This is a genomic window from Paenibacillus sp. FSL E2-8871 (assembly GCF_038000345.1).
Taxonomy (GTDB): Bacteria; Bacillota; Bacilli; order Paenibacillales; family Paenibacillaceae; genus Paenibacillus_AQ.
In genome coordinates this window covers 3872250-3899069 of record NZ_JBBOBV010000001.1, presented here as the reverse complement: position 1 = coordinate 3899069, position 26820 = coordinate 3872250, and the positions used below count along the sequence as shown (strand labels likewise).

General features: G+C 45.0%; 18 protein-coding genes. 16 read left to right on the top strand and 2 right to left on the bottom strand.

The window, feature by feature from the left end:
- Nucleotides 1–21: 21 nt before the first annotated feature.
- Entirely contained in the window at nt 22–4491 is a 4470-nt protein-coding gene (locus NYE25_RS17685; RefSeq protein WP_341146499.1) for a helix-turn-helix transcriptional regulator, read from the bottom strand.
- Nucleotides 4492–4642: 151 nt separating this feature from the next.
- Between NYE25_RS17685 and NYE25_RS17680 the strand changes: the two genes are divergently transcribed.
- The 13 genes from NYE25_RS17680 (at nt 4643) to NYE25_RS17620 (ending at nt 23011) form a co-directional block, all read left to right on the top strand.
- A complete protein-coding gene (locus NYE25_RS17680) occupies nt 4643–4819 on the top strand; it encodes a hypothetical protein (RefSeq protein ID WP_341146498.1) in 177 nt (58 codons plus the stop codon).
- Between the two features lie 100 nt (nt 4820–4919).
- Nucleotides 4920–10025: an invasin domain 3-containing protein gene (locus NYE25_RS17675; RefSeq protein WP_341146497.1), complete on the top strand. Its 5106-nt coding sequence runs from the start codon at nt 4920–4922 to the stop codon at nt 10023–10025.
- A gap of 377 nt (nt 10026–10402) precedes the next feature.
- Nucleotides 10403–10774 (top strand): iron chaperone, encoded by a 372-nt coding sequence (locus tag NYE25_RS17670; protein WP_341146496.1) that lies wholly within the window; start codon nt 10403–10405, stop codon nt 10772–10774.
- 285 nt (nt 10775–11059) lie between these two features.
- Nucleotides 11060–12829, top strand: coding sequence for a sensor histidine kinase (locus NYE25_RS17665; protein ID WP_341146495.1), 1770 nt, complete (start codon nt 11060–11062; stop codon nt 12827–12829).
- Nucleotides 12826–13629 (top strand): response regulator transcription factor, encoded by an 804-nt coding sequence (locus tag NYE25_RS17660; protein ID WP_042192060.1) that lies wholly within the window; start codon nt 12826–12828, stop codon nt 13627–13629. Before NYE25_RS17665 ends, NYE25_RS17660 begins: the two co-directional genes overlap by 4 nt.
- Nucleotides 13630–13692: 63 nt before the next feature.
- Nucleotides 13693–14952, top strand: coding sequence for an extracellular solute-binding protein (locus tag NYE25_RS17655; RefSeq protein ID WP_445667135.1), 1260 nt, complete (start codon nt 13693–13695; stop codon nt 14950–14952).
- Between the two features lie 203 nt (nt 14953–15155).
- A complete protein-coding gene (locus NYE25_RS17650; protein ID WP_081383079.1) occupies nt 15156–16562 on the top strand; it encodes an ABC transporter substrate-binding protein in 1407 nt (468 codons plus the stop codon).
- Between the two features lie 62 nt (nt 16563–16624).
- Nucleotides 16625–17611: a carbohydrate ABC transporter permease gene (locus NYE25_RS17645; RefSeq protein WP_042192055.1), complete on the top strand. Its 987-nt coding sequence runs from the start codon at nt 16625–16627 to the stop codon at nt 17609–17611.
- Complete coding sequence (locus tag NYE25_RS17640) at nt 17601–18455, top strand: carbohydrate ABC transporter permease (RefSeq protein WP_042192048.1); 855 nt, start codon at nt 17601–17603, stop codon at nt 18453–18455. The genes NYE25_RS17645 and NYE25_RS17640 overlap by 11 nt, the downstream gene beginning before the upstream one ends.
- Before the next feature lie 196 nt (nt 18456–18651).
- The gene (locus NYE25_RS17635) at nt 18652–19617 is read left to right on the top strand and encodes a glycoside hydrolase family 43 protein (RefSeq protein WP_341146493.1); all 966 of its coding nucleotides are present in this window, start codon (nt 18652–18654) and stop codon (nt 19615–19617) included.
- A 1112-nt stretch (nt 19618–20729) separates the two neighbouring features.
- Entirely contained in the window at nt 20730–21635 is a 906-nt protein-coding gene (locus NYE25_RS17630; RefSeq protein WP_341146492.1) for an NAD(P)/FAD-dependent oxidoreductase, read from the top strand.
- A 100-nt stretch (nt 21636–21735) separates the two neighbouring features.
- Complete coding sequence (locus NYE25_RS17625; RefSeq protein ID WP_341147744.1) at nt 21736–22236, top strand: cysteine hydrolase family protein; 501 nt, start codon at nt 21736–21738, stop codon at nt 22234–22236.
- Nucleotides 22237–22342: 106 nt separating this feature from the next.
- The gene (locus NYE25_RS17620) at nt 22343–23011 is read left to right on the top strand and encodes a Type 1 glutamine amidotransferase-like domain-containing protein (protein WP_341146491.1); all 669 of its coding nucleotides are present in this window, start codon (nt 22343–22345) and stop codon (nt 23009–23011) included.
- A 266-nt stretch (nt 23012–23277) separates the two neighbouring features.
- Here the strand turns inward: NYE25_RS17620 and NYE25_RS17615 are convergent, their stop codons facing one another.
- The gene (locus NYE25_RS17615) at nt 23278–24486 is read right to left on the bottom strand and encodes an IS110 family transposase (protein WP_341145660.1); all 1209 of its coding nucleotides are present in this window, start codon (nt 24484–24486) and stop codon (nt 23278–23280) included.
- Nucleotides 24487–24812: 326 nt separating this feature from the next.
- Here NYE25_RS17615 and NYE25_RS17610 point away from each other — a divergent pair, with 326 nt between their 5' ends.
- The 3 genes from NYE25_RS17610 to NYE25_RS17600 all read left to right on the top strand — a co-directional run bounded on the left by NYE25_RS17610 (nt 24813) and on the right by NYE25_RS17600 (nt 26728).
- Nucleotides 24813–25301, top strand: a complete 489-nt coding sequence (locus NYE25_RS17610) for a DUF2199 domain-containing protein (RefSeq protein WP_341146490.1) — start codon at nt 24813–24815, stop codon at nt 25299–25301.
- Between the two features lie 524 nt (nt 25302–25825).
- Nucleotides 25826–26230, top strand: coding sequence for a GNAT family N-acetyltransferase (locus tag NYE25_RS17605; RefSeq protein WP_038573410.1), 405 nt, complete (start codon nt 25826–25828; stop codon nt 26228–26230).
- Between the two features lie 69 nt (nt 26231–26299).
- Complete coding sequence (locus NYE25_RS17600; protein ID WP_341146489.1) at nt 26300–26728, top strand: SRPBCC family protein; 429 nt, start codon at nt 26300–26302, stop codon at nt 26726–26728.
- The last annotated feature ends 92 nt before the right edge of the window (nt 26729–26820 follow it).

Here is a 26820-nt window from a genome sequence, read left to right as displayed (position 1 = left end):
ATTCCAATAAAAGGTAATAAATCATTGGCGGGTAAGCAGATTGAGCTCCTTCGCCTGGATAATGGCTTTGGTGCGTCGGTTGACTTTTAGTTTGGCAAAAATATTTTTAACATGCACTTTTACCGTTCCAATCGCGATGATCAGTTGATCGGCAATCTCCTTATTTGACAGTCCTGCCGCCAATAAGGAGAGCACCTCAAGCTCACGCTCGGTAAGAGGTTCCTCCATTATAGCAGATAAGGAAGCTGCTTCTTCTGCTGCTCCTGGATCTTTAATGGTATGCTCGGCCGTATTTTGCAGCATGCAGAACAAAATTCCATTGGATGCCATAGCCTGAAGAACAGTTAGGCGATCATACGCGAACACACCGCTTGCCAGCTTGTTTTCCAGGTAGAGAACACCCAGCATATTCCCGTGAACGGTTACCGGTATGCAGAGTGCAGACCCAGGCCGATGCTTCGCAATATACGGATTATGGATCAGCCAGCTCTCCTCATCACCGATATAATGGACATGCTCTTGTGTACGAAAGACATATCGGATGATGCCCTCCGGCAAAAGGAGGCTATCATTTAGCTCTGAAGGTGAGGGGGACGCCTGCGCTTCTGAGTCGGCATATGCCTGAATGTACAGTCCATCCTTATTGTCCATCAGCAAAGCTCCCTTGCTGGCACCCGCATATCTCATAATGGTATTCATGATTTCCGCAAGCACCGTATCACTGTCCATCTGATTTGTTATCATTTGAGTGGTTTTGAGAATCGCTGCAAGATCCAGGCCGTCCAGGGCATGGGTCTCATGAAGAGCGCTGGCGGCCTCTCCAGATAACTCTACATCACTCCGGCCTGCCGGAATTGGTATAATCTCAAACGATTCATCAGCATGTTCCTCGCGCTGCCAGCAGAGCAACAGATCCTCTAATTGTTTTATTTTTATTTGCGCTCCCCATTGTGTATATGCCTCAAGCGCTAATTGCAAATAGAAGATGGCTGTTGTTCCTTTACCCAAATTCCGGTAGTATCTCGCTGCGAGTTCGCTGGCAAGGCTTGTCACCTGAACATCGCCTTGTTCTCTTGCTTCGCGGATGGTTTTATCATACAGTTCCTCAGCCAGTATGCCTTTACCAGAGACACGCGCATGTTCAGCCTGTAGAAGGTAGTGTCTGGACCGATAATTGGCTGGACTCCATGCTGCCCATTTTTTAAAGCGGCGGAGATTGCTGCTGAACCGTTTGTTCAATTGTTTCCGTTTACCGGGCGGTACAGAATCGGCCAATAGGGCAAGTGATTCATACATCAGGCATTCCGGCAAATGCGGAAGATGCGTGGCATAGGCTTCATAAGACTTCGCTTGATTTGCCCAGCGGACGGCTTCCTTATAATTACCCAGTAAATAGCTGAGTTGAGTCTTATAGGTGCTGTACTGAAATAAGGTGGTAGCCGAGGTTTCCTCCATACGTATCCGTTTCAGGAATTCTTCTTCATCAAAGCTGGTGCTGCTGAATGAACCCGGAGAAATCGTTCTTTCCTGCAATGCAAGAATAAATTGCTGATACAGATAAAAGTTCTGCTTCACAAACTCATCGTTGGTTGTATCGAGAAATACCATATATTCGGTTATTGTTCTTGAGAATTCACTTAACGGCGCTCTTGTGTAGAGTGAATTGATATGCGCACCCATTGCATAGCTGGCAAACACATAATCCCCGGATTCCATTCCGAAACGAAGCGCCTTTGCCAAGTAAACATCTCCTTCACGGGCATTTCCGGCAAATTGACAGAGTACACCGCCGAACATGGTATAAGTTTTGCTTTTAACTGAAGTAATGTTGTAACGCTCGGAAAGCTCAATTCCAACCTTGCCGATAGCATAACCCTTATCAAATTTCCCCCGGGCATATCCCAAAAGCATGCTGTAAGCGGAATAGACAGCTGCGGAAACAGGGGTGTTTCCATACTTAATAGATAATTGAATGGCTCTGCACATGAGTAGAAAATAGACCTTTTTGTTCGTGAAGAAGGTGGAGGGAGTAATCGCCAGAATGAGATGCATCGCAGCAATCCGGTCTTTGTCGGACATTTCTTCCAAATGAGTGAGTCTGTCATAACGGTTATGCAGCAGCACATCGATCCGAAGCGCTTCGACTAACAGTTCGAGTTTGCCCGGATTGGGCGAAATGTTAACATGATGCTCCCGCAGGCTTTCAAGACCGAGCGCAGTACCTTCCAGATATTTTCCTTGATTGATGTATTGCATAATCCGAATCATTTGCACTCTGCTCCGCTCAACTGCACTGCGTGCACGGAGAAGTAAGAAATCAATTTTTCGGTCAGAATCCACAGAATTACCGCATAAGTATTCACATTCCGCTTGCTCAGCATGCAGTTCGAAACAGAGCTCGAAGGCATTGCTCCAAGCTTCCACTGGCAGCAATTCTACCCCTTTTCTAAAATAACCTAGCGCAACGTCGTAGGCGGAGGTGGTCTTGGCACGGTTTCCTGCATCCAGATTTAGTTGTATGAGCTGAAATATCTCGGCTTCTTCAGTAATTCTGTCAGAGCCTCTATTCAGATGATTGACCACATCAAACAAGTGCTCTTCCTGCCCGGAAGTCTTCCTGTTCAAAGCTCTGCCTATTGAGATATGGATTGTTTGTTTCGTATCATCATCAATCTGACTGTAAATCAGCTTATGTATATTATCGTGGGCAAAACGGAATGTACCCGCTTCATCTGTCACAATCATTCCTTCGGCTTCAATCTTGGGCCATTCGGGCATGACCTCCCCGATCTCCCGATCGGCAACGAAAGCTATCAGATCAGGGTGGAAGGTGCTTCCCACACAAGCCGCAATCTGAAGCAGCTCCTGCGCAGTGACGGGAAGACGCCGCAGCCTGTGTTCCATCAAGTCACTGATGGCATAGCTGGGCTCCTGCCCAATGACCAATCCCAAATCCCATTGCCAGCATCGATTCTCATGACTATACACTAGAATGCCGTCATCCTGCAGGCGCAGCAATATTTGCTTGAAATGAAACGGGTTGCCGTTTGATTTATGATATAGCAATTCTGTAAAAGATAGTGCAGCATCCGCTTGGCTATTCAACGTTTCCTTCGTAATATCGTTCATTTGTTCAAGGCTCAGCGGGGACAGATGAATATGCCGGATAGCTGCCTGATCGGTAACGCTCCCGCCATGTTCGTAACCTGGCAGTCTGTTGCGGTCTATATCCTTATCGCGATAAGCGCAGACAAACATCAAATATTGGCATTCCGGATCGCACAGCAGTGCATGAATTAACTGCAGCGACGAAGAATCCGCCCATTGCAAATCATCGATAAACAGAACGAGGGGATGTTCTTTGGAAGCCAGCGCTTGAACAAATTTGCGAAAAACATAGATAAACCGTTTCTTCGATTCATTGGCCGGAAGCTCTTCGGCAGATGGCAGGGTGCCGAGTATCAGCTCGGCTTCAGGAATAATGGCGGTAATCACGTTGGCGCTTGCCCCGAGTGCTTCCTGCAGCTTTTGTCTCCACAGCTCGGACTGTTCCTTGCGTTCACCCAGCAAATGCCGCATCAATCCACGAAAGGCTTGAATAATCGGATGATATGGGCTTTCTTTCGAGATTTGCTCAAACTTTCCGGTGACATAGAAAAAATTACGGGCATGCTGATGTTTGCGGAAAACCTCGTCCATAAGGCTTGTTTTACCGATACCGGCTTCACCAGACACATACACCATTTCTGTTGATCCGAAGCAAGCGGAATAAAAGGCCTGGGTCAGCATAGAGATCTCATATTCTCTGCCGTGAAACCCCGGTTCCATAAAAAAGGTGTCGTGGGAATGTCCGACTTTATCTAGGTCTGCCAATAAAAAACCTGCATTTTGATAGCGGTTATCTGGATTTTTGTCGAGAAGTCTCATGACTACAGCTTCCAAGCCGTCAGGTAAATATGTCTGTTCCTGCGTCAGCGGAGGGGGGACTTGCGCCAGGTGCATATACACCCATTCCAGCGGATTGTCGGCAAGAAAAGGCAGATGTCCGGCCAATAATTCGTAGAAAATAACGCCTACAGAGTACAGATCGCTTCGCTCATCCACTGTCCGCAGCATTCTGCCTGTATTCTCAGGCGAACAATAGGCGAGTCCTGTGCCTGATATACCATAACCAGCTGGGCGCATATAACCATTGTCTGAGCGATGAAGTGCATAACCTGAATCTATTAAATAGGCTTCTTGTCCATTGGAACCAACACCGATCCGTTCCGGCCGCAAATCGAGATGAAGGATCTGCAACTGATGAAGCTGCAGAACACAAGCTACGATGGACCTGGCAAAGGTGAGAAACGCCTCTGGGTTCATGCGGTTTTGTCCATTCATCCATTCCCTGAGTGTCATCCCCGTTTTATGTGGCAGAATTAAACCGGAGTCAGGTTGTTCAAGTGATGAACTTCTGATAACAATGTCGAGTGGTTGGTTTTCTTTCATTTTTGGACACCTCTAATCTTGGACGTAGTAGCGAATACAATCTATTGTAATGGAAGATACACCTTTTTAGGTATAGGAAATTTTAAGGAATGGCTCTAATCTGGGAGTAGGATTGATGGGCTGAATTTAGAAGATAGAGAGGTCTAGGTGAATGAAAATGGAGAATGCCCTGATTGCGTTTATTAGTATTCTACTTCTTGGAGTGGTTGTCTTTGCAAAGATTTGGTGGGACGGCTCCGGGATCAGTTTTAAATTTACAAAATGGTATTTTGGTATTTTTTTTATAGTGGCACTGATTGTTGGAGGAAGCACCTTTTTCGTGAGTTAATTCATTATATCGGTAAGCCCGTTCGGATTTGGTAGATAAAAGTTACATCTTACACAAGCATTTTGCGATTAATTGGGAAGTTAAGAATGGAGGATATGTAGTGGAAGGTATTAAACGATATAAGCGCTGGATCGCTATGACTTTGATATTCATGATTGTTGTAGGAATGGTCTCCGAAGGGGAGGTGTCTGCTGCAGATCCGGTAATAGTAGATCAAAAGCAGGAAAACGCAATTGGTAATGTATGGGTTAATAGTGACAATCAAAGATTTCAGACCTTTACTCCTGAGATTACGGGGAATCTCAGCAGGATAGAGCTTAATATTTTCGATACCTATGGTTCAACTGGAGTCCTGAAATTGAAAATTTATGAGGAAGGGAATCTTTCGACATTGCTCGCTGAAGCGCAAGTGACTTCCATCAGCGCAGGCTGGACGTCGGTTGATTTCTCAGGAGCATCGCCTTATTTAACGAAGGACAGGATGTATCGAATGGTTGCTTCCACGGAATTCGGAGGCACGGCTGGCTTCGGATGGTATGGCAGCAGCGGCAACCCGTATACAAGAGGATACTGTTCGGCTAACAATTATGACTTTTCTTTCAGAACGTACATGATAGCCGATTATTCGACATCCCCCGCATTAAGTGAGATCTCCAGTGCGAATTCCATTCTTGTAGCGGATGGAATGAGTCAGACGGCAGTGACGGTGAAGTTGAAGGATGCGCAAGGTAATGCGTTGACGGCCGGAGGGGCGACGGTGGGGATTACGTCGACTTCGGGTACGGTGAGCGCCGTCACGGACAACCATAACGGGACCTATACGGCGACGCTTACGGCACCGGTAACGGTGGGGACTGCGACAGTAAGTGCCAGTTTAGGCGGCAATGCATTGTCTGGCACGGCAACGGTACAGTTCATCCCGGGAGCACCGTCCAGTACGAACAGCACATTAGGAGTAGGTAATAGCTCGCTGAGGGCGGACGGAATGAGTCAGACGGCAGTGACGGTGAAACTCAAGGATGCGCAAGGAAATGCATTGACGGCCGGAGGGGCGACGGTGGTAATTACGTCGACTTCGGGTACGGTGAGCGCTGTAACGGACAAGCATAACGGGACTTACACGGCGACGATGACAGCACCGGTAACGGTGGGGACTGCGACAGTAAGCGCCAGTGTAGACGGCAGCGCGTTGCCGGGAACGGCAACCGTCGAATTTGTGCCGGGAGCACCGTCCAGCGCGAACAGCACCATAGCAGTGGGTAATAGCTTGCTGACGGCGGACGGAACGAGTCAGACAATAGTGACGGTGAAACTGAAGGATGCGCAAGGAAATGAGTTGACGACCGGAGGGGCGACGGTGTCAATTACGTCGACTTCGGGTACGGTGAGCGCTGTTACGGACAACCAAAATGGTACTTATACGGTGACGCTTACGGCACCGACAACGGTGGGGACTGCGACAGTAAGTGCCAGTGTAGGCGGCAGTGCGTTGATTGGCACGGCAACGGTACAGTTCGTGCCGGGAGCACCGTCCAGTGCGAACAGCATCATAGCAGTGGGCAATGGCTTGCTGACGGCGGACGGAACGAGTCAGACAATAGTGACGGTGAAACTCAAGGATGCGCAAGGAAATGAGTTGACGACCGGAGGGGCGACGGTGGTAATTACGTCGACTTCGGGTACGGTGAGCGCTGTAACGGATAACCATAACGGGACTTATACGGTGACGCTTACGTCATCGGTAACGGTGGGGACTGCGACAGTAAGTGTCAGTGTAGGCGGCAGTGCATTGATTGGCAAGGCAACGGTACAGTTCGTGCCGGGAGCACCGTCCAGTGCGAACAGCACATTAGGAGTAGGTAATAGCTCGCTGACGGCGGACGGAATGAGTCAGACAATAGTGACGGTGAAACTCAAGGATGCGCAAGAAAATGCGTTGACGACCGGAGGGGCGACGGTGGTAATTACGTCAACCTCGGGTACGGTGAGCGCTGTAACGGACAACCATAACGGGACTTACACAGCGATGCTGACAGCACCGGTAACGGTGGGGACTGCGACAGTTAGTGCCAGTGTAGGCGGCGGTGCGTTGATTGGCAAGGCAACGGTACAGTTCGTGCCGGGAGCACCGTCCAGTGCGAACAGCACCATAGCAGTGGACAATAACTTGTTGACGGCAGACGGCACGAGTCAGACAACAGTGAAGGTGAAGCTCAAGGATGCGCACGGTAACGCGTTGACCGCCGGAGGGGCGGTGGTGTTGATTACATCGACATTAGGTACGGTGAGCGCTGTAACGGACAACCATAATGGAACCTATGCGGCGACATTAACGGCACCGGTAACAGTGGGAACTGCGACTGTAGGCGCCACAGTAGACGGCAATGCGCTGACTGGAAAGACAACCGTCGAATTTATGCCTGGAATACCGTCCAGTGCGAAGAGCACTATAGCAGCAGGCGATAGCTCGCTGATAGCAGATGGCACAAGTCAGACAATAGTGACGGTGAAGCTGAAGGATGTGAAAGGAAATGCGTTGACGACCGGAGGGGCGACGGTGGTAATTATGTCGACTTCGGGTACGGTGAGCGCCGTGACGGATAACCATAACGGGACCTATACGGCGACACTGACGGCACCGGTAACGGTCGGGTCAGCGACAGTACGTGCCAGTATAGGCGGCAATACGCTGACGGGTACGGCTACTGTTCAGTTTGTAGCTGGCTCACTATCAACAGAGACTGGCATAATCGCAGCAACTGACTTTTCGCTGATAGCTGACGGAACGAGTCAGACAGCCGTAACTGTGAAGCTGAGGGATGCGCACGGTAACGAGTTGACCGCAGGAGGGGCGGTGGTGTTGATCACATCGACATTAGGTACGGTTAGCACCGTAACGGACAACCATAACGGAACCTATACGGCGACATTGACGGCGCCAACAACAGTAGGGACCACGAAAATAAGTGCCTCTGTCGACGGCAATGCGCTGGCCTCAACGGTGACGGTTCAGTTTGTACCAGGTGAAGTAAGTTCATCTCACTCCACAATTACCGCAAGTGATCTGGTAGTTCGGGCGGATGGCCAAAGCCAATCCTTGATCTCTGTGAAGCTTAAAGACGAATATGACCATCCGCTTGAGGGTAGACAGGTGCAACTTCAAGCTCAAGATGGAAGCTCTGTCACCAAAGAAGTTTATGGATTGACCAACGGGGAGGGCCTTGCCGTATTTGCGGTCAATAATGTTGTGGCAGAGAAAGTGACTTATTCTGCAAAGGAAGAAGCAAGTGGTATAGCGCTGGACCAAACGGTGAGTATTACTTTTACGTACGACCAGCCTCCTGTTATCGAACTGAAGGTTGATCCGGCCGAACCGACCTTTGGAAGTGTGAATGTTACAGTAACGGGGTCTGTATATGGTGAATTCAACCAGGTTTCCTCCATAAAATGGGCGGCAGGAAGCCGTTCGATCTCCTATTTTGATACACAGGGTATGGAAATTCAGGACCATTTCACTGTAAAGGAGAATGGAATTTATTCAGTCTATGTGGCAGATAAGGCGGGCAATGCAAATGTAAGCTTGATTGAAATCCAGAACATCGTTCCTTTGAGCAGCAATGCGGACTTGAAGGTCTGGCAGCTGATAGGACTCGGAGGGACGGTAAAGTTTGATTTTGACCCCGAGAAATCAAACAGCAGTCTGGAAGTAAGCCATCCGGTGTATGGGGTGAAAATGCTTCTGACTCCCGCCGATGTATATTCTGCCGTCTATGTGAACGGACTCCAGGTAGACAGTAATTCGCTAACCAGGGAGTATGTTCTTGCAACCGGCCAAAATAAGTTCGAGGTCCGGGTAAAGGCGCAGGACGATTCAATGAAAACCTACATGCTCAACGTGACACGCTTAGCCGGCTCTGATCCGGATTCAACACCAGTCCCGACGGCTCCTTCGAATCCTCAAAACCTCTCGAATCAGCCATCACCGGACAAAATGCCTGTGATTCGGATTAATAATCAGAAAGTATCGGGGATTGTCACAGTTCAAGCAGATACGAATGGAGAAAAATCCATCGACGCTCTGCTGAATTTGGATCATCTGCGCCAGGTAATCGATTCGCTGCCTAACACTGCTGAAGCGAATCTCTCGATTTCAATCGAGGAAGGTGCAGACAATCTCGCACTAAGACTTTCCGGTGATACAGTCCCAATTCTGGCTCAGAAAGTGGCCATGATCACGTTCATAACCCAGTACGGCCAATATCGCCTGCCACTAACTGAAATCGTAGATCGGGAGTCTGACTGGTCGAAGGATATGGAAGTTAGGATCTTGATGGAACACGGCCCAGCGGAAGAAGGATTACAGAAGTGGGCGAATGCTGGTGGATATCAACTGGTGACTGCTCCGATCCACTTTTCCGTCCAGATCAAGCGTAATGGTAGGACTGAAGAAGTACCCAGTTTCAATCATTTTGTAGAAAAAGTAATTTACCTGCCTTTGGATGCCGGTGCTACTTCAACGGCCGTGGTTTGGGATCAGAATGCGGGTGTGCGTCCGGTGCCGACAGCTTTCATCACAGTGGATGGCCATCGATCTGCTGTGGTTCGGAGCCTTACGAATAGCACTTATGCAGTAATATACAAATCGTCCAAATTAACAGATGTTCAGGGACACTGGGCTGAAAATGAAATTGCCAGCATGAACAGCAGATTGATCGTTGAGGGTACGGATGGGTCTGTGTTTTCACCTGAAGCCATGATTACCCGGGCTGAACTAGCTGCTATGCTGGCAAGGGCGCTTGGGCTGCCGGAAGAACGGAATCCTGCGGGTTTCGTCGACGTAAGCAGCGACAATTGGTACAGTGGCGCCGTAGCAGCATTAAGAGCCTATAGAATGATGGATGGCTTCGGGGATGGTACATTCAGGCCGAATCAAGCGGTATCCCGGCAAGAAGCGATTGTAACGATTATTCGAGTGCTACGGCTGGCGGATGCAGCGGCATTGACAAATAATAGCGGAGTACAAGCCGATTTAGACGTCTATATCGACAGTGGTCAAATTGCCGGCTGGGCAAGTGACGCTGTACAGTCAGCCATTCAATCCGGTTTGATAAAAGGGTATGGAAATGAATTGCGGCCGCAGCAGTCATTAACCCGTGCCGAGACTACTGTGCTGCTGTACCGAATGCTGCTCCGAGCAGGACTATGAATAACTAAAGAGTATTATATAGATTGATAAACACCCCTTCGCACAGCCGTTGGAATAAACCTCAGGTTTATCCGATGGAAGTCAAGGGGTGTTTTGGTGTGACATAGGCACAAGTCAATTGCCGGAGTAAACGTCCAGCTCTATGAAGCAGCTAAGCTTGAACGTGTAGGAGGATTTGGTTTACCGTCAAAAATATCCAGCCACTTTAAAGAAATTTCGACGCGTACAGCTTAAACAGAACAACGGATTACAGATCCGGAGAACCGACGTTACGAAAAGTTGCACCCTTTCACCCCGTTGGATATGATTATCTAACGGGGTGTTTTTTTGTAACTACGCCTGAACAAAGGGCGATTCTGAGTTTAGGAGTGATCGACATGGAGGTTTTTGCAGACTATTTAGCGCAAATTGATAACCCGCAGCATCGGGAGCGAATGGAAGAGGTGTTGGCTTGGGTAACTAAGAAATTCACAGATTTAAAACCAAAAATTGCGTGGAATCAGCCTATGTTCACTGATCACGACACCTATATTATTGGCTTTAGCGTATCCAAACAACATATGGCTGTTGCGCCTGAAATCGCAGGAATTAATCATTTCTCAGATGCAATTGTACAGGCAGGCTATGATCACACCAAGCAGTTGTTACGGATCCGGTGGGACAGTCCGGTTGATTTCTCATTACTTGAGAAAATGATCGAGTTTAACATTAGGGATAAGGCAGATTGTTCAACTTTTTGGCGAAAATAAAAAAATGAAGCCGTAGTTAGCCTCGATGATGAATACATCATCGGGATTTTTTTAATTAGGAGTAAGACACTCCTAATTAAAAGGTTGCTAGAAATGGAGCTAATGACCTCGCCTGTCGGTATTGGGGGCGAAAATATTAGTTCTTTTTGTCGAATCCATAATTCTTTCTTAACGGATCATTAGCAAACATGCTAATATAATGACTGAAAAGGTTGAAAGCCCTTACTTTTTTACGGATAGGGGCGATCATCTCATGCTCATATGACAAAGAGGGGAAGAGACTGCATGCGGCGGATACTGTCGATGTTAAAGTTAAATACGCTGCGAAATCAAATGTTGCTCGGTTTTCTCGCCGTCATGCTCATCATTCTGACGTTCGTTGGAGGGATTACGTTCCATTCAGTCTCGACGCTACTCAAGAACAATGCGGAGAAGCATATTCAGCAAACCGCGATTCAGGCTAACGGCCGTTTGGAAAGCGTTCTCGAACAGATTAATTCTCTGACGACGCTGGTATCGACGAACGATTATATTCAGCAACTCCTTTTACGCGATATAGAGGGTCATCCCGCTACCTTTACGGAACGGCAAGCGCTGCCATCTATTATCAATCTGGTCCAAATCTACACGGACGGCATCAAGTCTGTTGAGCTTTATAATAAAGACGGAGTGAGGCTGTATCCTCTTGACGGCAGTACCCTTAGAGATAAGGTGCCCGAGGATTGGATCGAAATGGCGACGAGAAAGGAAGGAAGTCTAGTCTGGTTCGGCATCGATCCACTTGATTCAACTTCGCTTGTGGCGATTCGACAGATCAGCCTTATTGATCGGCATTTCACAACTGGAGGGTATTTACTCATTCGCTCAGACCGAGACAAGTTTGCACTTAAAGACTCTTTATCCGGGGAAGGGGATGGAGAAACAGTATTACTCCTCGCTCCTGATGGGCAGTTCATCACGTCTAACGATGACAGTATTTCACAAAAGACAGCAGCAAAGCTGGTGGAGGAATCCGACGATCAGAATGTTTCCATCGGCAAACGGTCCTTTATCGTTGTCAAACAGCGGTCTTCCGTGACAGGATGGACGCTACTCATCTTAACCCCGGTTAACGTCATCACCAAGGGGATATCGGTCTTGCGGACGACCATCGTCGTATCGGCCTTGATGGGTACCTTGCTGTTCACTTTTCTTTCTTTTTTCCTGTCCATTCTTATTACCAGACCTGTGTTCAGGTTGATCAAAGCTATGAGAAGTACCCGTCTAGGCATCCTGAAGCCTATCGAAAACGTATCGTCCACTATGGAAATTCAGGAACTGAATTATTCCTATAACAAAATGGTTGATAATATCAACGAGCTAATCCAGTTGGTTTATGAGAAGGAGTTATCCCGGAGTCATACGGAGTTAAAGGCACTTCAAGCGCAAATTAATCCGCATTTTTTGTTCAATACACTAGATGTTCTGTACTGGTCGCTGCTGGATAGGGATGAAGATCAACTGGCGGAGTATGTTGTCGCCATGTCTGATTTATTCCGCTATACGATCACCGGCTCGAGTAAAGGGGGGTGGGTGAAGTTACAGGATGAGTTGGAGCATGTAAAGAGATATTTGCTTATTATGAAGATGCGATTTGAAGATCGCTTGGAGTGGGAAATTGAGGCTCCTCCTGAATTTTCGAATGTGGAGTTACCTCGACTGTTGCTGCAGCCCCTTGTAGAGAATGCCGTATTGCATGGGGTCGAGAGCAAGATTGAACCGGGATGGATAAAGCTAACGGTTGCTGGAGATGAAGAATGGGTCACCATTACGGTGGAAGATGACGGGATGGGAATGGATGAGGAGATGCTGCACTCTCTTGTGGAAGGGCTGGATAGCGGAAAGGTATCTTCTTCAAAAGATTCCGGCGTCGGAATCGCTAATGTGCATAGAAGGCTTCAACTATTTTTTTCGAGAGAGAATGAGCAGGGTGCCGCAATGACCATCGATAGCCAAAAAGGTCAAGGCACCCGTATAAACATCAAAATTCCTGTTCGAGGAGACAAAATGCCATGAGAAGCCGAACAATTCTTATTGTCGACGATGAACCGAGATCTAGAGAAGGAATGAAGAAAATTCTTGAGGTGTGGGCAGCCGGTCATTATGAAATCCTTACGGCAAGCAATGGGATCTCGGCTATTGAAATTCTGGAGGAAATACCGGTGGAGCTCATGATATCGGATATCCGCATGCCGGGAATCAGTGGTCTTTCTTTAGTTAGCCAAATAAGGGATAAAAAAATACAGCGTCAGCCATCCGTTATTCTCATCTCCGGTCATGCCGAGTTCGAGTATGCTCAGCAAGCGATTCAGTTGTCCGTAGTTGAATATTTGCTCAAGCCAGCCAGCCGGGAAAAGCTAATCGCATCTGTGGAGAATGCCCTGAAGGCAGGGGAGGAGCAGGAACATATCGGCTTCATGCGAAAGATGGCTGATCCACAATTAATGGCCATAAGAGATGAAGATGCCGCATTAAGCGATCCGGTCCGTCAGGCGATAGACTATGTGGAAATGCATATAGAAGAGGCGATCAGCCTGCAGGAAGTAGCCGGACTTGTTCATCTGAACGGGAGCTATTTCAGTTCTCTTTTCAAGGAGCAATGCCAGATGAATTTCAGCGAATACGTCGCCCGTAGAAAATTGCAGAAAGCGAAGGAATTACTGCTGAAAACGAATCTGCCTATAGCGGAAATTGCCAGCCTTACGGGTTACCAGACGGTTAAATATTTCAACAAGCTGTTCAAGGAATACGAAAGAATGAGTCCAGGGCAGTATCGTTCTTCCATGAGGAATGGTATAGAAGCGAATATCCAATAACGGCTCGGCAAGGGGGGGATATCTACGAAGAGGATCGGATTATACATTACCCTTTTCTTAACATTGTTGTTGATAACAACTGCTTGCAATGGGGATAAGGGGATTAGCAGTAAGAGCGACGGCGAGAAAATCACTTTAAAAATGATGCATCTATGGCCGGATAGCAATAACTCCGCGCAAAACAAAATGGTAAAAGAAATCATCAGAGAATTTGAAGAAGCTAATCCGAATATCACCATTAAGACGGAAGTTCTTGAAAATGAGCAGTATAAAAGCAAACTGAAGGTACTTGCCGCTTCCAACGATCTACCGGACATCGGATTCACCTGGGCAGCAGGCTTTATGGATCCTTATGTTAGGGGAGATAAGTTTGCAGCCGTGGACGATCTTTTACAGGATGAGCTGAAAGGGAAATTCGTAGCTGGTACGACGGAGGGGTACTCCTTTGATGGGAAGACGTATGCCCTTCCTGTCGAACTAAACATAGTTCCGGTCTACTATAATAAAGAAATATTTTCAGAATTTAATCTGCAGCCTCCCCAAACCTTGGATGATCTCAAAGCGATCATTCGAACACTGAATAACAATGGCATAACACCTGTTACTCTTGGAGGCAAGGACGGTTGGCCGGCTTCCTTCTGGTACATGTATCTAGCTGATCGTATTGGGGGACCTAACCTGATGGATAAAGCTGTTGCGGATCAGGACTTCACAGATCCTTCCTTGCTAGAAGCTGCAAGACAAGTGCAAGAGTTGGTAAACCTGAACACATTCATCAAAGGCTACAACGGATTATCCAATGATGAAGCCAAGGTACAGTTCATGAACGGAAAGTCAGCCATGTTCGTTACGGGGACTTGGGAGCTGCCAGATTTCACGACCACTACAAATATAGCCCAAGAATTTAAAGTCAACATCGGTTATTTCAAGTTCCCGACAGTAGAAGGCGGCAAAGGCAACGTGGATGATTGGGTCGGTGGTCCGGGCACTGGACTATTCATTTCCAAAAATTCCAAGCATGCTCTGGAGGCCAAAGAATTCGTCAGCTTTTTCGTTCAAAAGTGGGGAGAGCATTCTGTTGTTAATGCAGGCGTAATCCCGGCTACCAAAGTAGATACTGCGGCCATCAAGCTACCGCAAATGTTCATTGATCTATTAAACGAGTTAAATAAGGCTAATAAAGTAACTCTTTATCTGGATACACAAATGAAGCCAGTCGCATCTACCATACACATGAATCAGATTCAGGCATTGTTCGGCGAAGCCGTCACACCAGAAGAATTCATCAAGAAACAGGATGATGCGCTAAAAGCGGATAAGTAATAATCAGAAATATAAACAGATCATGGAGACGCCAAGGGATAGATCCCTTGCTGTCTCTTTTTTTTGCGCTCTATAGAACTGAATCTAAAAATAGTGGAAGTTTTCCTAAAGAGGGTGTCCTTATGCTTAAGGATTGCAGGATCTATAATTATGTATGCGGTTACAAAAAACCGAAGTAATAATACAAAAGGGGAGGCAAAGATATGAAAAGTATGAAACGTAGTTTAGTGGGGATCTCTACATTGCTCGTGATGTCATCTGCTCTCGCAGCATGTGGTGGGAATTCGAATTCTAACTCATCTAGCTCAAGCCCAACGACTGCACCAGCAGCCAACGCTACCGAAGCTCCATCAAAAGGAACAGGCGAGAAAGTCACTATCAATCTCTGGAGCTTTACAGATGAGATACCTAATATGACCAAGAAGTATATGGAAACTCATCCGGACGCGAATGTTGAGTTCAAAACTACAGTTATTGCAACCACCGACGGCGCTTATCAACCTGCGCTTGATCAGGCTCTGTCCGCTGGAGGAAAAGATGCTCCGGACATTTATGCAGCTGAATCAGCATTCGTACTCAAATATACACAAGGGGACGCATCCAGCTATGCGGCCAACTATTCTGATATGGGCCTTGATGACCAAATGGTTAAGGATGCTGGCATCGCGCAATACTCGGTTGATATCGGTAGCTTAGACGGTAAATTAAAAGCCCTCGGCTATCAAGCGACTGGCGGCGCCTTTATCTATCGCCGCTCCATTGCGAAGGATGTTTTTGGAACCGACGATCCAGCCACTATCAAAAATGAAATTGGACCAGGCTGGGATAAATTTTATGATGCAGCCGCGAAGTTGAAAGCTAAGGGATACGGCATCGTTTCTGGTGATGGCGATATCTGGCACCCGATCGAGAACAGCTCTGACAAAGGTTGGATTGTTGATGGTAAGCTTCATATCGATCCGAAGCGTGAAGAGTTCCTGGATCTTTCTAAAAAGCTGAAAGACAATGGCTATCACAACGATACGACAGACTGGACGGAAGCATGGTACGCGGATATGTCCGGTGCCGGCGCCCAACCGATCTTCGGCTTCTTCGGTCCTGCTTGGCTCATCAACTACGTGATGAACGGTCAAGTAAAAGACACGAATGGCGACTGGGCGGTTTCCGAACCACCGACAGGCTTCTTCTGGGGTGGCACTTGGCTGCTTGCCAACAAAGACGTTACCAAGGACGAAGCCAAGAAACAGGCTGTTGCGGACTTTGTGAAGTGGGTTACACTCGACACCTCCGAAACGGGACTCCAACATTACTGGGCTAACGGTACGATGAAGGAAGGCGAGCAAGGTACGAAGGACAGCGTTGCTTCCTCCGTTGTCATGTCGAAGTCAAACGGTGAAGTTCCACTGCTCGGTGGTCAGAACATGTTCGACGTGTTTGTACCGGCCAATGCAAACGCTTCAGGTAAAAACTTGACCCAGTACGACGAAACAATCAACAAGCTCTGGCGTGATCAAGTACGTGAATACACCGCGGGCAATAAGGACCGTGCCAAAGCGATCGAAACCTTTAAGCAACAAGTCAAAGACCAACTTGGCATTGAAAGCGAATAAGAAGGATTCGGAGGGGCGGGGGAGTAATCCCGCCCCTTCATATCAACTAAAGAGGTGAGAGCATGCGCCGCAAAAATGTGAACTATTCGAAATACGGTTATATTTTTACCTTCCCATTTGTTCTTGCATTTCTGATTTTCTCACTGTATCCCATTTTATATACCGCAGTCATTGGATTCACCGATATGAAAGGAATCATACCAAAACCGATCCATATTCTTGATAATCCTTTTCAAAACTTCAAAGATCTTCTCTTTGATAATCCTTCGTTCCGGAAGTCTTTGATCAACACTGGATTGCTCTGGATTACTAACTTCGTTCCCCAGATGCTTCTCGCGCTCTTGCTAACCGCATGGTTCACGAATAAGCGTCTCAATATAAAGGGACAAGGCTTGTTCAAGGTTCTGCTCTATATGCCTAATATCATCACAGCGAGTACGATTGCCGTGTTGTTTAGCACTTTATTCGCCTATCCGATGGGTCCTGTAAACAGTTTGTTTCAAATGTTGGGGTGGACCGACGCTCCGGTGTTCTTCCTGCAGGATAAGACGACAGCACGGGGCATTGTCGCGTTCATCCAGTTCTGGATGTGGTACGGCAACACCATGATCGTCCTGATTGCTGGCGTTATGGGTATAAATCCTGCTCTCTTCGAGTCTGCATCGATTGACGGGGCTAACGGGTTTCAAACCTTCTTCCGCATCACACTGCCGAGTCTGCGTACGATATTGCTGTTCACACTGATTACATCGATGGTGGGTGGTTTGACCATGTTCGATATTCCGCAATTATTCCTTGCAGGTGGACCGGACGATTCTACGCTTACCACGTCCATGTTTATCTACGGGCAAGCATTCAAGGGCAGCTATATGTACAATCGTGCTGCAGCAGCGAGCATGATTATGTTCTTGATTTCGGCAATATTGGCCGGAATACTGTTCTACGTGATGCGTGACCGTGATGCGTCAAGACTTAAAAAAATACAAAAACAAAAGAATAGAAAAGCTGCTATAGCAGCCCGTGAGGGAGGTGTAACACATGGCAAATAATCAAAAAAGCGGAACCGTTAACCGAAAGATCAACAAGACAATTATCTATGTGGTTTGCATCTCTTTGGCGGTGCTCAGTATCCTGCCGTTTTGGATCATGTTTGTAAATGCCACACGCTCTACACCGGAAATTCAAAGCGGACTTTCTCTGCTTCCTTCGAGCCACATGATGAGCAACCTGCGAGTGTTGCTCGATAAGAGCTTCGATCCGCTTCAAGGGTTCCTGAATTCATTTATTATTGCCAGTTCTGCAACCCTCTGTACAGTCTATTTCTCGTCCTTGGCGGCCTATGGGCTAGTCACCTACAGCTGGAAGCTACGGGGGCCATTCTTTACCTTCATCATGTGCGTGATGATGATTCCTTCCCAGGCAAGCGCAATAGGATTCTATCAGTTCATGTATAAATTACATTGGACCAACAATTTTCTCCCGCTGATTCTACCAGCAATTGCTGCACCGGCTGTGGTGTTCTTCATGCGCCAATACTTGCTTGCAACTCTGTCGATAGAGATCGTGGAAGCTGCGCGTGTAGATGGGTCTGGTGAATTCTTCACTTTCAACCGGATTATCTTACCGCTGATGATGCCGGCAGTAGCCACACAGGCCATCTTTGCCTTTGTGGCTAACTGGAACAACCTGTTCATGCCGCTGATATTGCTGACACAGAAGGAGAAATATACTATGCCAATCATGGTAAGCTTGCTCCGAGGTGATATCTACAAAACGGAGTTCGGCTCGATCTATATGGGTCTGGCTTTGACGGCTTTACCGTTGTTTATAGTTTACTTCTTGTTATCCAGATATATTATCGCGGGCGTGGCACTTGGTGGCGTCAAAGAATAACCCAGGCAAGCTGGCTTCGAATAAGGAAGCACCGTGGAACGAATCAATTCCAATCTAGGCCTGTTGATTAGCTAAATTAGTCTACTCATGTTCTGATATTTCTCGCAGAAACGGAACCGTCCCTATAAGGACGGTAAAATCCATTTCTGCTTGGCTAATCAACAGGCGTAATCTCAATCAGGAGGAGAGTCCTATTATGGCAACAAAAAATGAACCGTTAGTTACCCATCTCTATACAGCCGATCCCTCCGCTCATGTATTTGAGGGCAAGCTGTATATTTACCCATCCCATGATATTGACCATGATGGACCTACGAATGATAATGGTGACCAATATGCGATGGAGGATTATCATGTGTTTTCCTTGGAAGATCCTACATCCCCCTGTGTAGATCACGGAGAGGCGCTTCATCTTCGGGATGTGCCTTGGGCTTCGAAGCAAATGTGGGCGCCCGATGCCGCGTACCGGCAGGGGACGTATTATTTATTTTTCCCAGCCCGGGACAAGGAGGGGATTTTCCGTATCGGAGTGGCTACGTCAACTTCTCCGTCTGGTCCTTTCCAGGCTCAAGAAAGCTATATCGAAGGGAGCTTCAGCATCGATCCAGCCGTATTCGTGGACGAGGACGAAAGAGCCTACATGTATTTTGGCGGCTTATGGGGCGGACAATTAGAAAAGTGGCAAGACGGTATTTTTCAACAAGATGCGGTAGAAAAGGGCCCAGAGGAACCGGCTTACGGTCCTTGGGTGGGTGAGCTGAGTGAAGACATGCTGACATTCAAATCTGCCCCTCAGGAGATCATCATTATTGATGAAGAAGGGAACTCAATCCTTGCGGGTGATGAAGACAGGAGGTACTTCGAGGGTCCATGGATGCACAAGTATAAAGGGAAATACTATCTCTCGTACTCTACTGGTACAACCCATAAGATCGTCTACGCGGTGAGTGATAAGCCTTGCGGACCTTTTGTTTTTCAAGGAACGATCCTGAATCCAGTTATTGGCTGGACGACTCATCATTCTATCGTGGAATTTAACGAGAAATGGTATTTGTTCTATCATGACGCATCGCTGTCTGGCGGCGTGGACCATAAACGCAGTATGAAATTCACGGAATTCCATTATGAAGAAGACGGCAGAATCCGGCCGGTAGTGCTTTAATCGAATAACTCACTTCTTTTTTAAGAGTTCCATTTCAAGTTCATATAGACATATCAGAACCGCAGACATTGCTCTTTCTAAAGCGTCCCGGAATCCGAATTGGATTAGGGACGTTTTTTCATTTGAATAGTACGTAAAAAGGCATGTCCATCATTTAATATTGAATTTATTTTACAGGGCTATCACCCTTTGGATGGTAGATGTATAATCATGGAATAAAGCGCAAAGGATTTGAAGCGATGAAATTATATTTGTTTATTATTCAAGCCTTTTATTTATTATCGCTAATTCCTTGGTTCATAATTTGGGGATTATCCTTTATGGTTTTTGACAATGGAATCTCAGCATGGGGAATATCAATAATGATAATTGTTTCTTTGTATCCAGTTGCTGTTGTAATTTGTTCGATTTTATCTTGGGTTTTTAGGGGAAGGCTTAAATCTTTAACTATCTTTTTTATTAGTGCTATTCCGTTACTGTGGGTAATTACGTTCGGAGCTATATTAATTGGGTATTGAAGTGGTGTTCGATAATATGGTTTGTGGTCAAGTTGGAGAAACCTTCATATATCACTGTTTTTCCACTGTAGTGATGATTTTTGTTCCATTGAATAAACCGAGAGGGTATTGAATGTCAATTCTAAGGGGGCAGTTCATCTCAAAGGGGGTACTTTTTCCAGTATTGATGAAGTAGGCCCGTTTCATCGATCTCAGCAGAATAGTCAGCCATAAATTGTAGCTTATTAACTAATGTTCCTTGTTCTAAACGATATATATGGACTTGCGTATTGGAAGGGAAATAGTGTACAAGTATAGCTACATGTTTTTCATTTGATGATTTGGTAATAAGATTAATTGAAGATAGGTTTTTATACTCCTCTAAGATCTTATAAAGTTGATATAATTAGAGTCAGATTGTCTATAGGCGGTTATGAAGAGGGCAATGACTAAATTGAATAAATTCTTGCCTTTTAGGTTTATTGAAGTTATTATAGATTCATAAAGTCGTTAATAGAAACGGAATGAGATCCGTTATTTTTTTTGAGATGATAACAGACAATGCGAATCTTTAATATCTTTAATATAAATTGAAAAGCGAAAGGGAGAATAGAAATGACTTACGATTGTGTTATTATCGGAGGAGGACCGGCAGGTCTAAATGCTGCTCTGGTGCTAGGCAGGGCAAGAAAAAGTGTGGTTGTGATTGATGAAGGACGCGCACGTAATAGGGTTACTCGAGAAACGCATGGCTTTCTTACTAGAGATTCTATAAGTCCAAGCGAATTTAGGTTGATTGCGAAGGAGCAGATTAGTGCCTATCCATCCGTTACTTTTGCGGAAGATACCGCCATTTCGATTACGGGAACCGATGGTGATTTTCAAATTACGACGGTTCAAGGTCAGACCTATAAAAGTAAAAAGGTGCTCTTCGCCATAGGGATGAAGGACCTCCCGATGGATATCAAGGGACTCTCAGACGTATATGGTAAAAGCGCCTTTATCTGTCCCTATTGTGATGGATGGGAACTAAGAGATCAGCCTCTTGTCGTAATTGTTAAGGGAGCCGATGCAACGCATATGGCCCAAGTGTTATCTGGTTGGACGAAAAAGATTACCATATGTACTAATGGATCGGATGACTTGACGGATGCACAACGCGAAGAGCTAAATCAACATAACATTCCTGTCTATGACTCACCGATTCAGTCGATCGAATCTGACAATGGCATGGTGCAGCAAGTTGTGTTGAAGGATGGTACTAGCATCGTATGTACGGGGATATTTTTTAGACCGAAGCTTATGATCGGGTCAGATTTGCCACAAGCCATTGGTTGTGAACTCACAGAAACAGGAACAGTCATCATCGATAATGTCGGTAAAACGAACGTTCCAGGCGTTTATAGTGCCGGTGATGCAACAACACATCTTCATCAAGCCATTATAGCCGCTTCTATGGGCTCCTTAGCTGGGGTCGGCATTAACAACGAACTAAATGAAAAGGAATGGCGTAACATATGATGTTATTGTACAAAATAGTCTAATTCATTTATTCCCTTGAGCTGAATCTACATCCAGATTAATATAGAAACTATATTTGTTCTGAGAGGGGTAGTTCAAAATAAAAATTGGATTCCTAATTATTGATATGCAAAACCTTTTCTTACACGATCATATGGAGAAATTAAATGTAAGTGAGGCTTGTGAATACATTAATCATGTATCTGGGTTACTTCGTGCGAAGGACCAAATCGTCATCCATATACAAGACATGGAAGGGGCGAATGCGGATACGGATCCAGAAGCAAGAAATAGTATACCGGAAATTACAGTAGCACCCACGGATATCCAGATGGCGAAAGAATTCTCTAATGCTTTTTGGAAGACGGATTTGGAACAACTACTACGTGAACATGGTGTTGAATTCATCATCGTTGCGGGCTTCGCCGCAGAACATTGTGTAACCTTTACTATTAACGGTGCACAAGAAAGAGGCTTTCAAGCAGCCCTTTTACAGAAGGCAATCCTTAGCACACGGCCAGATGCTATTACCTCGATTTACCGTGATCGGCATATGATCTCTTACCCGGTGATCGAATTTTTAATGGAGACCATTGTTTAAGATTCTACTAATAGAAGCTATTGTTTATAATTGGAGTTACGTATTAGATAACTAATATGTAACTCCATTTTATAATTGTAAAAAATACATATGGAGGTAATTAAGTTTGAGTACTCACTACTATCTCAGTTGGTTTAATAATTTTTTTCCAGAGAAGCTGGTCCATTGTTTGCATGAGGATATACAAGACAGAAAATCGCTTGTTATGATTAGCGCTGAACCGTCTGGTTATACAGGTGAGCAAATTAACATTGATGATGTTTCTGAATGTACATGGTTAAATCAGGCTAACATTATTTTTGATGAATATCATTTCATTGATTATCGCATGCAGAAGGAAGAGGCCCAGCGATTAATTCACAACGCTTCTGTCATTTTTTTATGCGGTGGAGATCCTGTTTTGCAAAACGATTTTTTGGCGGATTATGAATTATCAAATGTTATTAAGAACAGCAATGCCGTTATAATGGGTGCCAGCGCCGGTGCGATAAACATGGCTGCAAAATGGTTATGCTTGAAAAACACTGGCAATGAAGTTGAAACAAGTACTATTTATGATGGTATTGGCTTTGATCATTTTGCCTATGAATCTCATTCTAAACGCGACTACGCTACGTTTGTTCAAGGTTACCTGTTCCCATTGTCTGAAGAGATTGATGTTTATGCGGCAGAACAGGAGAGTGCAATGCGTGTAAAGGACGGCAAAATAGAAATAATGGGTCCTGTATATTTAATTTCCCACTCAAAGATTCAGAAATTGGTTGAGACGCTCTAATTAGGCTTACAGCCAATCATCTCAGGTTTTTAATATCTCGAGGACTTATTGTTGGGCAGAAATGATAAATTTTTTAGACCGCCTTCAATGGCGGTCTTTCTATGTCCGGCAGATGCTAGCTGTTCATTTTATTGAACTATACCAGCTAATAGCTTGTCAACATTACCAGTAAAGTGAAGCCATATCATGTGATATAGTTAAAATAAACATGCCAAATAACCCTCCAGTTCAAGCAACGATTTGGAAGGTTAAACCAATTAGATAAGTTAAGCCGAACGGAATGCCTTCTTACTTTTCAAGATAGCATGTAGCCAATGAACTAGCTTATTTGCACATGCGACCAGAGCCACTTTATGCGGCTTTCCTTCGGCTCTCTTACGATCGTAAAACTCTTTGATTCGCATATTGCGAGAACGGATAAGTCCACACTGGACAGCCAAAACCAGCGCATAACGAAGCTGTCTGGAACCACGTTTGGTGATTCGATTTCGGGTTGCCGTAAACTTACCTGAAGCGAACACACTCGGATCGATGCCTGCAAAGGCGACCAGTTGTTTTGGATGATCAAATCGGTCGATTTCACCAATTTCGGATAAAATTGTTGCAGCAATTTTATGGCCAATACCGGGAATCGACTGGATTAAATCATACTCTTCGATATCTTCAGCCAGGGCATTTATGTTCTGTTCCAACTCAGCAAGATGCTCCTGGTACTGAAGAATGAGGCTTATGAGAACTTTTAAATTGATTAAGTGGCTGGCGTACATGGTTTGTTTGAAGGGGTTTTGTTTTGCTGCCTCCAACAGCCGCATTACCCGTTCGTTAATCCAGTCCTCTGAGCGACCTCGTCTCGTCGAAAGTAGTTCTTTCAATTTGGCATTAAGCGTTTCTTCGTCCGTTTGCAAAACCGAATAGGAAGTCGGGAATTCACTTAGAAATCGTAAAGAAATGCCTGAATACATAGCACCGAAGACACCTTTGTAAGCAGGAAACACTTGATCCAGAACAGCTTGGAATTGCAACTTTGTTTGCACACACATCTTAGATAGAGACTCGTATTGCCTTGTTAGATAGCGCAGATTGAGCAGTTGCACACCTCTTTTCTTAAAAGGTTCAAACTCTTCTTTGTAGTACAGTTCTCCCAATAGGTAAGCATCTGCAGCGTCCGTCTTCACTTTACGAAGGTTGGACTTCCTAAGTCGATTTGAGATGAGCGGATTAATGACAATGTATAGATAGTGATGCTCCTCCAGGAACTGAACAACGGGACTTTGGTAATGCCCGGTTGCTTCTAGAATAATTAAAGGACTTTGACTGGATGCATGCTCGACGTCTCGAATAACTTGAAGCAGCTTTGCCAACCCTTCTCGAGTATGCTCGAAATGAAAGGTCCCTCTGTATGGTTTCCCGCGCTCTAAAAAGGCTTGTCCATGGCTTTCTTCCTTAGAAATATCTAGACCGATGACTGGATTCATGTAATCTCTCCCTGTTTTTGTAGATTTACCGGCAGCCCCTACGGTTTCTTCTTGTCGCTCCATAGCATCGCTTGTTATACGGGATCTTGCGTCCCAACCAGCCTCAATCATGGTCATGACAAGTAGGGGTGAACATTATAGCGCTCGGGATCAAGTCCCACGGGCAGGTACGTTCGGCCAGGCTACCATAATCCTCTATGGAAATGAAAATAGGATCAACCAGAAAGAACTGGTTGACCTTATAATACGAACGGGCAGGATAACTCAGTAATTTCGCGAATAAGACGTTATAAGAAATCACCAAGAAACTATAAGGAGCAGAAAACATGAAATGCCCTCACTGTAACGACGAATTAAGTGAACTTCCTTTATGTTACGGAAGTGAAGCACCATATTATTTTTACACTGTGCCAGAAGAGAAAAGAACAGAATTAATTAGAGATTTTTGTGTAATTGATGAACAGCATTTCTTTATTAGAGGACATATTGAAATACCAATAATTGATAGTAAAGAGAAATTTATATGGAGTGTTTGGGTTTCTCTTAGTGAAGAAAACTTTTTGAAATCTAATGAATTATTGCACGTAGAAGGAAGGGAAACTGAAAAACCTTATTTTGGTTGGTTATCGACTGAACTTTCAATATATCCAATAACTACATTATCGTTAAAGACAATGGTACATACACAAGAAGTTGGTGCTGTTCCGTTAATAGAATTAGAACAAACGAATCATCCACTTGCAGTTGAACAAAGAGAAGGAATTACAATGGAGAGAGTTAAAGAAATTGCTCATTTAATAAATCATAGTCTGTAAGAGAAGAATTTGAAAGAAAGTATGGTCGAAAAAGCTGCCAACATCTTATAAAATCGTATCTACGCCGCGTCGCTGCTCTCCTTGGTCTGCTAAGGGTTTTTCGGTGAGGCGTAATCAGCAGATAACCCTGCAAGGCTAAGTCCATCGGACTCGGTCCGTAATGTCGATTAAGCTAGCGGGGCACATTAGTGGAATAGCGGTTGCTTCGGCAGCCATTTTTTATTTGTTCAACTAACAGGCAAATTAACGCTATAAACCTCTTAGGATTAGTATGCTTAGGTAAAAGAAGTATTCTCCTGAATTCTCTAATGTGAATAAATACAAATTCCACTTCAGTTAATCCATTTTCTATACATGTTTTTAAGAGTATATTGAGGTAAATAAAGTGATTATTCACTTTGATAAATCCGAAATTGCTTTGTCGGTATTATTTTATGGCTTCGTAAGGATTGCAAAACCATCGAAATATGGGAGTTTAAAACAGATGTTGTGCCGTAGTTAGTTTTATGAAAGGAAGGTATAGGGTGAGTATTTATTACGCTTCAAGCAAAGAGGATATCACTAAGGATGCACTCCAAGAGTTATTTCTTTCAGTAGAATGGGAGTCTGGCAAGTACCCAAACGAGCTTTTACAAGCAATCGGAGGATCTCATTCAATTGTTACCGCTTGGGAAGGAGGAAAGCTTGTCGGTTTAATAAATGCTTTGTCAGATGGTGTTTTAACGGTATATTTTCATTATATGCTTATTAATCCGAGTTATCAGAGTATCGGTATAGGTAAGGAAATGATGAATATAATGCTTGATAGATATAAAGGGTGTAAAACAAAAGTATTAATTTCTTATCCTCATGCAGTGGATTTCTATAATAAATTTGGCTTTAATACAGAGGATGGAGCTACACCAATGTTTATCTCAGAGTTGATATGATTGATGGTATAATTTTCGTATACAAATAATTACATAAATTAAATCCTTAAAAAAAAAGGGATGAGCAATATGGCAAATATCGAGCACTTACAGACCGTGAATGTTCCAGCTTCAACGGTATATGAAGCATTAACCACTACAAAAGGACTTTCAGAAATATGGACAAATGAACTAATAGTCAATGATCAGATCGGTTGTATAAATGAGTTTCGATTCGGCGGGAAAGGCTTAACAAAGATGCGAGTTGATGAGCTTGTTCCCGATAAAAAGATTTTGTGGCAGTGTGTTGATTCAGATCCAGAATGGATAGGTACGACAATTTCTTTTGATATGAAGGAAAAAAACGGGAAGACTTCAATCATTTTTCGTCAGATGAATTGGGAGGAAGTGACCTCATTTTATCGCGTATGTAATTATAACTGGGCTATTTTTTTGTACAGTCTTAAACAGTATTGCGAAGAAGGCGAGGGTCTTCCGTATCATAAACGGAAGTTTTAGAACCATTGAAAACACGGATGGGTGACTAAAGTACATGATCCCGAGAACTGATATCGAAAGTACTGGGTAAGTACGAAGAAGTTGTCACCCAA